This is a genomic window from Lactobacillus fornicalis (assembly GCF_055362665.1).
Map to the genome: position 1 here is coordinate 25,027 of NZ_JBLTIM010000001.1, position 12,690 is coordinate 37,716.

12 protein-coding genes are annotated in these 12,690 nt (G+C 32.6%); 4 read left to right on the top strand and 8 right to left on the bottom strand.

What is annotated here, in order from left to right:
- Positions 1–100: 100 nt before the first annotated feature.
- The gene (locus ACNDLV_RS00105; protein ID WP_006585994.1) at positions 101–1,093 is read left to right on the top strand and encodes a GMP reductase; all 993 of its coding nucleotides are present in this window, start codon (positions 101–103) and stop codon (positions 1,091–1,093) included.
- 19 nt (positions 1,094–1,112) lie between these two features.
- Here ACNDLV_RS00105 and ACNDLV_RS00110 read toward each other — a convergent pair whose 3' ends face one another.
- The 8 genes from ACNDLV_RS00110 to ACNDLV_RS00145 form a co-directional block, all read right to left on the bottom strand.
- On the bottom strand, positions 1,113–2,021 hold the full coding sequence (locus ACNDLV_RS00110; protein WP_006585995.1) for an EamA family transporter: 909 nt from the start codon (positions 2,019–2,021) through the stop codon (positions 1,113–1,115).
- Positions 2,022–2,154: 133 nt separating this feature from the next.
- A complete protein-coding gene (locus ACNDLV_RS00115; RefSeq protein ID WP_006585996.1) occupies positions 2,155–3,564 on the bottom strand; it encodes an APC family permease in 1,410 nt (469 codons plus the stop codon).
- Between the two features lie 13 nt (positions 3,565–3,577).
- Positions 3,578–4,309 (bottom strand): gamma-glutamyl-gamma-aminobutyrate hydrolase family protein, encoded by a 732-nt coding sequence (locus ACNDLV_RS00120; protein ID WP_006585997.1) that lies wholly within the window; start codon positions 4,307–4,309, stop codon positions 3,578–3,580.
- Positions 4,310–4,388: 79 nt separating this feature from the next.
- Complete coding sequence (locus ACNDLV_RS00125; RefSeq protein ID WP_006585998.1) at positions 4,389–5,039, bottom strand: HD domain-containing protein; 651 nt, start codon at positions 5,037–5,039, stop codon at positions 4,389–4,391.
- A gap of 88 nt (positions 5,040–5,127) precedes the next feature.
- Entirely contained in the window at positions 5,128–7,167 is a 2,040-nt protein-coding gene (locus ACNDLV_RS00130; protein ID WP_006585999.1) for an ATP-dependent Clp protease ATP-binding subunit, read from the bottom strand.
- Positions 7,168–7,383: 216 nt separating this feature from the next.
- On the bottom strand, positions 7,384–8,286 hold the full coding sequence (locus ACNDLV_RS00135) for an alpha/beta hydrolase (protein WP_006586000.1): 903 nt from the start codon (positions 8,284–8,286) through the stop codon (positions 7,384–7,386).
- Positions 8,258–9,421, bottom strand: a complete 1,164-nt coding sequence (locus ACNDLV_RS00140; RefSeq protein WP_225305994.1) for a PTS sugar transporter subunit IIC — start codon at positions 9,419–9,421, stop codon at positions 8,258–8,260. The genes ACNDLV_RS00135 and ACNDLV_RS00140 overlap by 29 nt, the downstream gene beginning before the upstream one ends.
- Positions 9,422–9,468: 47 nt before the next feature.
- Positions 9,469–9,627, bottom strand: a complete 159-nt coding sequence (locus ACNDLV_RS00145; protein ID WP_155104974.1) for a hypothetical protein — start codon at positions 9,625–9,627, stop codon at positions 9,469–9,471.
- Positions 9,628–9,753: 126 nt separating this feature from the next.
- Here ACNDLV_RS00145 and ACNDLV_RS00150 point away from each other — a divergent pair, with 126 nt between their 5' ends.
- Genes ACNDLV_RS00150 through ACNDLV_RS00160 form a run of 3 tightly spaced genes read left to right on the top strand, consistent with a single transcriptional unit; the run spans position 9,754 to position 12,414 of the window.
- Positions 9,754–9,984, top strand: a complete 231-nt coding sequence (locus ACNDLV_RS00150) for a hypothetical protein (protein ID WP_022091350.1) — start codon at positions 9,754–9,756, stop codon at positions 9,982–9,984.
- A 41-nt stretch (positions 9,985–10,025) separates the two neighbouring features.
- The gene (locus ACNDLV_RS00155) at positions 10,026–11,210 is read left to right on the top strand and encodes an MFS transporter (RefSeq protein WP_006586003.1); all 1,185 of its coding nucleotides are present in this window, start codon (positions 10,026–10,028) and stop codon (positions 11,208–11,210) included.
- 19 nt (positions 11,211–11,229) lie between these two features.
- Positions 11,230–12,414: an MFS transporter gene (locus ACNDLV_RS00160; RefSeq protein ID WP_022091352.1), complete on the top strand. Its 1,185-nt coding sequence runs from the start codon at positions 11,230–11,232 to the stop codon at positions 12,412–12,414.
- Positions 12,415–12,690 lie beyond the last annotated feature (276 nt).

Genomic DNA, 12,690 nt, shown 5'->3' on the forward strand with positions numbered 1-12,690 from the left:
CTATATTTTTACTATCTATTAAGTTGTTCAGTTTATCAGTTGACAAAGATGAATTTTATCCGTATAGTTACTAGCGGATTAAAAATGAAGGAGCATTTTTATGAGTAATTATTTCAGTATGGAAGCCTTTGATTATAACGATATTCAGTTAGTACCAAACAAATGTATCATCAAAAGTCGTAAAGAAGCTGATACGTCCATTAATTTTGGAAACCGAACATTCAAAATACCAGTTGTTCCTGCTAACATGCAAAGCGTTATCAATGAAGAACTAGCTATTTGGCTAGCTAAGAACGATTATTATTATGTAATGCACCGTTTTGAACCTCAAAAGAGAGCCAGTTTTATCAAAATGATGCATGATAAAAAACTTTTTGCTTCAATTTCAGTTGGAATTAAAGATGACGAATATGACTTTATTGATAACTTAGTTAAAGAGAATCTTATTCCTGAATATATTACTATTGATGTCGCTCATGGTCATTCAGACTACGTTATCAAAATGATCAAGTATATTAAAACTAAGATGCCAAGTAGTTTTTTAACGGCAGGTAACGTCGCAACTCCTGAAGCTGTTCGTGAACTTGAAAATGCTGGTGCTGATGCAACTAAAGTTGGAGTAGGACCTGGTAGAGCTTGCATCACCAAATTAAAGACTGGTTTTGGCACTGGTGGATGGCAATTAGCAGCTTTAAGAATGTGTTCTAAAGCTGCTAGCAAACCAATTATTGCCGATGGTGGTATTCGTCATAACGGTGATATAGCGAAATCTGTTCGTTTTGGTGCAAGTATGGTAATGATAGGCTCAATGCTTGCTGGACATGAAGAATCTCCAGGTAATGTAATTAAAATCAACGGAAAAGTTTACAAACAATATTGGGGTTCGGCTTCTGAAGTACAAAAAGGTGGACATCATAATGTTGAAGGTAAGCAGCTACTTGTTCCTTATCGTGGCTCAATTAAAGATACTTTAAAAGAAATGCAAGAAGACTTACAATCTGCCATTTCTTATGCTGGTGGAAAAAACTTACAATCTATTCGCTTAGTCGACTATGTTATCGTTAAAAGTAGTATTATGAATGGTGATATTTAAGCAAAATAAAAAAAGCGCATTAACGATGCGCTTTTTTTGTTAGTCTTGGCGGATTTAAGCTTACTAATAAAACTGCCCCAATAATCATAACAGAGCCAATAATATCCATTGGCGATAATATTAAGTTAAATAATATGACACTTCCAATCATCGCACTAATAGGCTCAAAAGCATCTAATAAGCTTGCAGTACTTGGGCTTATATATCTTAAAGCTCCTGCCATCCACTGAAATGGTATAAGCGTTCCAATTACTATTACGCCGGCCAAATCAATTATCATCCCCCAAGTAATCGAAATTTTAGGTACACTTGGATCAAATATAAATAAAGCAATTCCAGCTATCAATAGCCCCCAACCTGTTATTACTACAGTTGGATATGAAGTGATAATTCTTCTTGGAATTAAAGTATTAGTTGCTACACCAACAGCAGATAACATTCCAAAAAATAAAGCTCCTGGACTTAAAGTTAAAGTTTGTAAATTTCCATGGGTAGCTAGTAAAAATACTCCTAAAAAGGCTAGTGTTGCCGAAATCAAATCTAAGTTCCGATAAACCTGTTGTTTGGTTATTAACATCCAAAAAATCACAAAAAACGGCCCTATAAATTGTAAAACAGTTGCAATCGAAGCATTAGCTTCCTTAACCACCATAAAGTAAAAAAGTTGCACTGGTACTAGACCAAATAAACCATAAGCAGATACAGTTACTGCATCTTTTTTATTTTTCCAAATAGTGAAAGGTTTTTGGTTTGTAATTTTCGCAAAAAGTAAAATAATTATTCCACTAATAACCATTCTGATTTTAGTTAAAAAGATAGGTGTTATTAAAGGATTAGAATTAAATAGATTCTTACCAAATAGGCCTGAAATACCCCAAAATACACAAGCTATAGCTGCTAAAATAGACCATTTTACTTTTTGGTTCATTAAAAAATACCCCTCTCACTATGATTATGCTTTTTACGCAATTAGATAGATTTTAACTGTTTTATTTTTTAAAAGCAAGGTAAAAAAGAACTTCATAATTTAACAATTATGAAGTTCTTCTTTTTTCAGATATTTATTTTTCTAACATTGCTTCTGCTTTTTTACGTTCATTTTTAGTTAATATAAATAAAATCGCTGGTAAAATAACTGCCCCAAAAGCTAACGCACCAATAGCAAACCAATTTAAACTAGTAACACCATTTACGGTGACACTAAATTCAGCTGCCCAATCATACTTATAAAGTAAAAATAGTGTAATTAAAATTGAAAAGATTGGGAAAATTAAGTCAGTTATTTTATTTTTGTTTGCAGTTAGGATGGGTTCAACATTTTTTCCAAGATAGAATCTAATTACACCAAGTGGAACAACAATAAAGCCTAAAAATCTCACAGTGGCACTTAAAATAATTAAATTATCAGTTGAATAATGAAAAGCCATCGGAACAAGTACTGCTAAAATCAAAGTAATTAAAAAGGTTCTTGCTGGGAAGTTCCTCTTAGTTCTCTTAGCAAGCCACTTAGGAAATTGATTTTCACGAGCCATTGCTTCTAAAATTCTAGGCGCATGGAAACTCGATGCAATATTAATTCCAAACATAGATACTAAGGCACCAACCAGAATAATTGCTCGTAAAACAGGACTTGAAAAAATAGCTGCAACCGCAACTACTTGTTTAGTTTCAAGTAATTCACGTGGATTAAGTACCATTGCTACTGCTACAACACCGATATAAACTAAAGCAATAATTAAAATGGCCAATGGAATAGCTCGAGGTAAATTTTTAGCTGGATTCTTCATATCTTCTGATCCAGAAGCAATTGATTCAAAACCAGTAAAAGCATAAAAGGCTGATACAATTGCCATTACAAAGCTACTTGTCGTTACAGCAGGAATAACATTTTTACCAGCTATTTGCAAAGTATCTATTTCGCTAAAATGATTTTCACCAGTAGACAGTAATAAAAAAGCCCCTACGAAAATTACTAACCCTAAAGCTAATAACTTACCAATTGTAGATAAATTCATAATGTATTTAACTACACTTTGACCAAATAGGTTGATGATCCAAATAAGTAGCATCAAAACAACAAAACCAATAGACACATTTTGAAAGCTATTTGGATCGCCACCAAAAATTGAAATAGTCGATTTTATAACAGCAACTGCCATTACTCCCCAGGCTACACTTGCAGAAAAGTAACGTAATACCCCCATATAGAAACCAACATTTTCTCCAAAAGCTGCTTTACTATATGCATATGCTGCTCCTGATTTGGTTACATATTTAGCTGCTGCCGCAAAAGTAATTGCTAGTATGGCTGCAAAGCTTGCTGCAATTAAGTAAACTAACAAAGCTTTACTTCCAACTCTTGATACAACACTACCTGGTGTTAAAAATATACCTGAACCAATAATCGAATTAATTGCTAATAAAACTATTGACCAAAAGCCCAGTTTATCGCTTTCTCTTTTGTCATTCATCAAAATTTTCTCCTTAGTTGTTCGCCTTAATAATTAAGTTTTTAAATAAATTATTTTGATATGAAACGTGTTCATTATTATGTAACATTTCTGGATGCCATTGGACACCTATTACTTGTCCATTTTTAGTTTCAAGCCCCTCAATTACACCGTCGCTTGCTTTAGCTGAAGCAACTAAATCAGAAGCTAAATCTTTTATTAATAAGTGATGGAATGAATTTACTAAAATTTTATCTTTTGCTAATATCTCAGCTAAATGTGTACCAGAAATCACATCAACAGAATGCGTAGGTAAATCAGGTCTTGACCCCTGATTATGCTTTAACGTCACACCTTGTCGATATGACAAATCTTGATATAATGAGCCTCCATGAAACACATTTATGATTTGGAAACCACGACAAATCCCTAATACTGGTATTCCTTTTTCCTCTGCTAATTTAAGCAGTAGCATGTCAAAATGATCACGTTCTGGCCAAGTTGTGCCTAATTTTTGCAAAGGTTCTTCATTGTATAAATGTGGATCAACATCATGGCCCCCTGATAAAATCAATCCCTGCACGTGATCTAATTGTTCTTTAATTACCTCATCGTTTTCAGTAAAAGGAATGATAAATGGTATACCTCCATTTTTCACAACAGAATCAACATAATCTTCATTAACATAACTACGCCGATAGCCGGGAAACATTCCACCTTCATCAATAATTTCTGAACCTGAAATACCTATAATTGGCTTGTCCATGGTCCTCCTCCTCACTTACTTTTTGTTCATAGCATGTTGTTAATTATAGAAAAAAATTAAATTCTGTCAAATAAAAAGCTTATTTTCCTTCCCACTCTTTTAAAAATTGGTCAACAAACTTATGCATATATATAGTTCTCTCCTGAGCTATTTTTCTCCCTGCAGGTGTATTCATTGTTTGCTCTAAATTAAATAATTTTTCATAAAAATGATTAATTGTAGTAGCTTCATGATTACGATACTGTTTATGACTTTTTAAAGTCTGTGGTTTAATTGCTGGATCATAAATTTTTTGATTATGACTACCCCCAAAAGCAAATGCCCTAGCAATTCCAATAGCACCAAGAGCTTCAATTCGATCTGCATCTTGAACATATTGACCAATCATCGGCAATTGAAAATGGTGTTCGATATTTTTGGAATAAGACATATGGTTTAAAACAAATAAAATACTAGATATTTCATCTTGTTTTAAGTTCTCATTTTTAAGCAAATTCTTCATCTCACTAGTGACTTCGTCAGGATTAGCACATATCTTTTCATCAATCGTATCATGCAAATATCCCATAATTAAAAGCAAATCTAATTGCTTTTCTTGCGCCTTAGGATAATCTTGCAAAAATAATTTTTTGGCTAGATTTGCTACCCTTTCTCCATGCCAATAATCATGACCTGTCGTATCATTATCCAAATATTTATGAGCAAACGCTTGAATATTTTTAATCTGCATGTTTTTTCCTCCTTGTTAATAGTCTACCCCCTCTTTAAATTTTTTAAAAAGAAAAAGCCACTCCTTTCGGAGTGACTCAAAAATTATTTTAAGCAACTAAGTCAACAATTGGTTTTCCATTTAAGTAAAGATGCTTTTCATCTGCAGTAAAATCAACTGCTTGCAAATCTGGTTCAGTCATAATCAACTTAGCTGCTGGAGTTTGTAAATCTTGTTCCATAACTCTTCTAAGTGGACGAGCACCAAACTTCTTATCATAGCCTCTCTTAGCTAAAACTTTCTTAGCTTCATCACTAATTGTCATCTTAATCTTGCGTTTAGATAACGTATTTTCCATCTTTTGTAAGTACAAACCACAAATCTTTGTCATATCCTTACTACTCAAGTGATTAAATGGTACAATTGCGTCTAATCTATTCAAGAATTCTGGTCTAAAGTAAAGTTCAAGTGCCTTCATTAGTGCATCTTTATCAACTTCCCCATCTTTCAATACCTTATCTGAAAATCCGGCATTTGAAGTCATTATGATAATAGTATCTTTAAATGAAACTGTTCTACCTTGAGCATCTGTCAAACGACCATCATCTAAAATTTGAAGCAATGCATTGAATACTTGTGGATTAGCTTTTTCAATTTCATCTAACAAAATTAAACTATATGGTTCATGACGAACTTTTTCAGTTAATTGACCACCTTCTCCATAGCCAACATAACCGGGAGCAGAACCGATTAACTTATTAACAGCCATCTGATCTTGATATTCACTCATATCAAGTCTAATCAAATGGTCACTACCACCAAATAATTCTTTGGCTAATTGTTTAGCAAGTTCTGTTTTACCAACCCCAGTAGGTCCTGTTAACAAGAATGAACCAGTTGGCCGGTTGGTATCTTTAAAGACCTGTTTTCTAGCAATTGCATCCGTAATAATATCAATTGCTTTATCTTGATCAATCACTACACTCTTCAGCTTCTTAGCTAAATCTAAGTTTTTCTTTGCTTCATCAGCGTGTAATTCACTCATAGGAATTTTAGTCTTTTGTTCAATTAAGGCATAAATATCCTTGGCAGTTACTTCAGGTTCATTTGCTTTATCTGTGTGCTTAAGTTGCTCTTCAAGTTTGCTAATTTTGTCTTTATATTCACTTGCCTTATTATAATCTTCAGCTTTAGCAGCTTCATCTTTGATTAACTGATAATCATGAATTCTTTGTTTTAAGCTATCTTCATCAGTTGAATCTACTCCCAAACTCTTTTTGGCTCCAGCTTCGTCCATTAAATCTATTGCTTTATCTGGTAAGTAGCGCCCTTGAATATAACGTTGTGATAGTTCAACAGCTAACTTCAAGCTATCATCACTATATTTTACATGGTGAAATTCTTCATATTTCTTTTTCAAGCCTTGCAAAATTTTAATAGTTACTTCGCTACTTGGCTCTGGAACATCAACAGCTTGAAATCTTCTTGCTAAAGCAGGGTCTTTTTCAATTTGCCGATACTCACTTGTTGTAGTTGCACCTATCAACTTCAAATCTCCACTGGCCAATGCCGGCTTCAAAATATTTGCAGCATCTCCGGAATTATTTTCTGAATCAGTAGAACCTGCTCCAACAATATTGTGCAATTCATCAATGAAAAGAATTGTGTTTGGCTCTTTTTGAGCTATATCAATTACTTTTTTGATTTTTTCTTCAAAAGAACCGCGTAAACTAGATCCTGCTACCATGTCATTGATATTAAGTTCATAAATGTGCATCTTACACAATTTATCAGGAACATCACCACTGGCAATTCTTTGTGCTAAACCTTCAACTATTGAAGTTTTACCAACTCCAGCAGGTCCAATTAAAACAGGATTATTCTTTTTTCTACGACTCAAAATCTCAATAACAGCATTAATTTGGTCATCACGTCCGATTACAGGATCGAACTTTTTGTTCTTAGCTTCTTTTACTAAATCACGACCAATTTTATTATCGTTTTGTTTTGGTTTTTCAATTTGTTGCACAGCTTGAGGGTTAGTTGAATTAGTTGAAAAGTAATAACGTGTATTACCATTATCATCATTAAAAAATGACTTGTTTAGTTCATTAAATAAGTTATCAAAATCGTTGTCAAAATATGTCATAAAGTTTCAACCCCTTGTGTATCAATATGTTAGATTATCAATTAGCACTCCTACTTGTTGAGTGCTAATCTTTAATCATCTTTAGTATAGCATCTTTTCCACAACTTACAACTTTGATGCTTTATTTTTTCCACAGGTTTTTATTTTTGTGAAAAATAAAAAAGCAGCTAGTTATAACAAGCGTTAAACTAGCTGCTTTTTCACAATATCTAAAAATTATCTATTATTATCTCTATTTAATAGCGTTCGTCTTCTATTCGTCCTATTTTGTGGATTATTGTTTCTTTCTTTATCCAACAGATATTCCTGAATTACCTGCACCACCTGCTTATTCTGAGGCAAACTTGAATGCTGAGCATCTGAACCAGTAACTGTCATTGCAGTAAAGTGAGCCACTTGTTCTTGGAAAACATACTTAGCTGCTTCCACACTATTTTCAGGAACCAGACCATCAGACTCATAATTTTCACCACCAGAAATTGAATAAACCGTCAGCGTTTTAGGAAGTCGACTCTTATATTTAATAAAATCACTCAACATTTGCGTTTTGTTGTTAATATTCTTTTCTGTAAAATTATACGGACTACCTAAAGTCATTAATGTTTTTATCTTAATTTGACTTGAATAATCAGAATAATAATGTTCCAGCCAATAAGTCCAAATAAGCCCCCCATTTGAATGTCCAAAGGCCTTAAAATTATTGAACTTATATTGTTCTGACAAACTCTTAAAAGCTACATTCAACCAACCTGCTTGTTTTTTTATATTTGAATAGCCATCATGATTATTTTGAAAGCCGATAACGATAATAGGTTCAGTATCACCATTTTTTATTGAACCAGAGTATGTTAGCTTTCCGCTTGTACTTACCTTAACCTTTAATAAACTATGTTTTTTCTGAGTATTTTTATTTAATAAGTTAACCAGTTCATTAAAACGTTCAGTAGTTGCACTAGATCCAGGCACCATAATAACTGGAGATACTTGAGAATTGTGACGTTGCGCTCTATCTTTATTGGATCTTTGCATCCAGATAATAGTAGGAATCGCAGTCATAATGATAACAATTAAGGCTGCTACTAACCAAATATTATCTTTGTTCAGCCGTAATCTTTTCATTATTTTTCTCCTTACTTTTTACAAATTTATTTTGCTTTTTAAGTGGTAATAACCCTGCATCCCGCTGTTTATCAAGTTCCTCAAGTTTGGCTTCTACATTCATATGAATCTTATAAAAAGGCATAACAATGAAAACATCCATCACTAATAGTAAGGCTGTTAATAACAATGCTTGCCATGAACCATTAGTACCGATATATGGTATTAAAACACCTGGCGTTCCACTTAAAACAGGATAAACACTCACTGGGACTAAATGTAAGAAAATTGCAAATGATGAAGCCACCATATTAGCTAATGGAACGAGAAGCAATGGAATTAAAATTAGAGGGTTTAAATAAATAGGAAAAGCTACCCAAAAACCATAAATTGAATTAAACATAACTGGGAATAATGAAGCTTTAGCAACCACTTTATTATATTTATTTTTATCAATCAGTAAAATAACAACAATTAAACTGAAAACAAATGCCGTGCCTGACAAAGTTCCATAAGATTGAACCAAACTCGACCCTAAATATTTATATGGTACATTCCAACTAGAACCGTGTGTTAAAGCGTAATTGAAATTCGCAGTAGCAGCTCCACTATTAGTTGATTCAAATATTGCCATAATAGGAGTACCAATTCCTAGCCAATGCAAAAAAATACTAAAAGTTACTAGCGGAATAGATATTAATAAATTATTACTTGTAATAACCGAACTAGCCACCCCAGTTATATAGGATGATTGTGCAACATTAATTTGTAGAAAATTGATAAGCGTCCCAGTAACAATGGCTAATCCAACACTAGCAACGATAGGCTTAAATGAAGCTAAAGCTCGCTCTTTGATTCCAGCTACATGTTCATATTTATGATCCTGATATTTTGCACCTAACAAATGGAAAATTTGACCTACAATATAACCAATAATCAAAGCCCACAGCATCGTTTTAACAGATAACATTTTCAAATTAAGAGAAGTTAGATCAAAATTTTGTCTTGGCTCTCTAATGAAAAAAAGAACGAAAATAGCAGAAATTCCAGCTAATTTAGAATCTTTATCGTAAATTCTAGCTGTGTATAAGGCCATATAATAAGCTGCAAATACACCAAAAGTTCCAAAAATAGCCCAAGACACACCGCTAAACACAAATCTCAAGCTTCTAAAAGCTGCGTGTGAAAGCACATTATCAAAACCTAAAATATACTATTAGGTAATAAAAAAGAATTGTAAATTCCTTGAAAAATAGCCGCTATTAAAACAAAAGGGGCTAACATAGCAAATGTCCTTTGAACTGCTCTAAAAAAACTTTTTTCTCTAAGCTTTAAAAGCACTTTAACTAAACGTTCTTCCATTGTTAAATCCCTCACTCTAAGATAACTATCATCATTTTAGCAGACTTTTCCTTAGGAGATAATATTTAACCTTTATCCCTTACTTACATAAATGATATAATAAGCTCAAATAAAGGGGTGGAAGTTATGACAAAAAAAGTAGTTCTTAATGAAAATGTTAATCGCCTCGTAGATGAATATATCAGAAGAACTGGGATTAGTTTTGACGACTTAACTAATAAAGCCTTAAAATGTTACATTGTTAATAAACTTAGTTCTAAAGATGTTAAAAAGACGCTTAAAAGGAAAGATTCAGATACATATCCCATTGATGACATTTTAAAAAATGGTTTTGGTAATTGGATTAATGAACAATAGCTGCCCCTGAGACAGCTTTTTTTATGCAATGAGGTGACAACTTGAAAGAAAGAATAGACCCTGTAAAACTATCTTATCTTTTATTGGGAAGTTTAGTAGCTAATACCGGAATTAGTTTTATTTGGCCATTGACAACAATATATTTAACAACTTATCTCCATGAAAGTTTAACGATGGCCGGAATTGTCCTTTTTTTAAATTCTGCTTTTACTTTACTTGGGAATTTATTGGGCGGTTATTTATTTGATCGGTGGCATCCATACCAAACAATAGCCAGTGGCGTATTTATTGCAGCTATTTCTTCACTCGCACTAATCTTTTGGCATGGATGGCCATTTTATGCCATTTTCTTACTAACGCTAGGAATTGGTAATGGAATTATTGTTACTTCCCTCAACTCTATTGCTACATTTATGAAAAGTCATAATCCGAGCTATATTTTTAATTGCCTATATTTCACTCAAAATTTAGGATTAGTTTTTGGCTCTTTAATTGTTGGCTTTGTTTTACCATTTGGTATAACTTACTTGTTTATCCTAGCTTTTTTAATGTTTGCAGTTTTTGAAGCAATTGTATTAACCAAATATTATGGGCTTAACTTAGTACATGGTCACAATAACCGAGCTAAGTTTAATAAAGTTGCTAAAGAACATATGAATAAAGCAAAATTTTATCAAATTTTAGCAATACTAAATTGTGTATTATGTGTTTGGATTGCTTATGAACAATGGAATTCTAATATTTCAACTTATATGTTAAGCATTAATTTATCAGTTCAATCATATTCTTTACTATGGACTTTAAATGCCGTTTTAATTGTACTATTTCAGCCGTTTTTAACTCACTTTGATGATTTTTTAACAGCTCATCTTAAAGGTCGATTATACTTAGGTTTTACATTATTTGCCGGGGCCTTTTTATTACTATTATTTGCACATTCATGGGCTATTTTTGCTATATCAATGGCGCTATTAACTACTGGAGAAGTTTTATGCCTACCTGCTGTTTCAACATATGTTAATGACCGTGCCGATGATTCCGAAAAGGGATATTATCAAGGCATTGTTCAATCTGTTACATCTGCTGGTAGAGCATTTGGACCACTAATTGGAGCTTTAATTATTGACAATTCAAGCTACTTAATTTTATTTATCTTTTGTACATTAATCGTTATAATATCTATCATCTTATTTATTTTAAGTAATCAATTAAAAGCACATAATTAAAAGAGAAATGAGGTTTCAGATGGAAAAAACAAATCAAGATCCTGTAAAAATCAAATTTTTACTTTTAGGATCCCTTATTTATAATATTGGTATCAGTTTTATTTGGCCGCTAACAACAATCTATATGCACCAATATCTCCATCAAACTCTAACTATAGCAGCTATTGTACTTCTTTTATATTATGGTACTACCTTATTAGGAAATGCTATTGGTGGGGCTATCTTTGATAAAATCACACCATTTAAAACAATCTTGTTCGGTGCAATAATAACTAGTTTATGTGCTTTAGCAATGTTTTTAATTCCCGCATGGCCCTTTTATCCTATTTTTTTAGTTATTTATGGAATAGGTGATGGAATTGTTACAACTGCAATTAACTCTATTGCTACCACGATGAAAACCCATGCTTCTTCCTTTTTCTTTAATTTGTTATATATGACTCGAAATTTAGGATTAGTAATTGGTTCACTATTAGTTGGAATAATTACGTTTTTAGGTCCTAAAGCATGGTTTGCATCAGCCTTTACTTTTTTTGTAGTATTCACTATCCTTTTATTAATTTTCTTTCGGAAGCTTGATCATGCTAACTTAGTGCAAGCTGCCCCTACACCAACTCATCAAAATATTTCTACAAAAAAGAACTTTTGGATTATTATCAGTCTTGTTGCCTGCATGTTCTTTTGTTGGTTAGCATATGAACAATGGGATTCTAATTTATCAGTGCATATGTTAAATCATGGTATTTCCACGGCTGAATATAGTTTTTGTTGGACATTAAACTCAGCTTTAATCACTATTTCTCAGCCAATTTTGACATATTTTGATGGTTATTTAAGTAAAAAAATTAATGCTCGCCTTTATATTGGATTTGTATTATTTGCAAGTTCATTCCTTATATTAATCGGGGCAAATAACTATTGGAATTATTTACTAGCCATGTTTATTCTTACTTGTGGTGAAGCTTTAGCTTTCCCTGCTGTAAGTGCATATGTTCACGCACATGCTCCTAAAAGTCAAGCAGGTCGCTATCAGGGACTAGTTTTGGCAGGTACATCTGCAGGTCGAGCTTTAGCTGCTTTGTTTGGAGCAATCTTACTAAATTATGTAACTATGCCAGTCTTATTATTTATTTTGGCAAGTCTAATTATTATTGCTCTAATCAACTTTATTTTGTTTAATAGTTTAAGAAAAAAGGACGCTTAATACGTCCTTTTATTTTTTCAACTATATAAAAAAGCCCAATTCCACCAACATCGGAACCGGGCTCACACAGTGTATATATACCGCTAATTTGACCACATAATCTCAATTTCGCTACCGAAGAAATAGAGAACAATATTTAGCAGTACATGTAAATATTAGCATAGCTAGTCGTCTTTCTCAATGCTTGAAATATAATTAATTACTTAAGATACAAATTAAATTTTAAACAATAATAGATTGTTTGATATACTAAAAATAATTATCCGCATGAAAGGA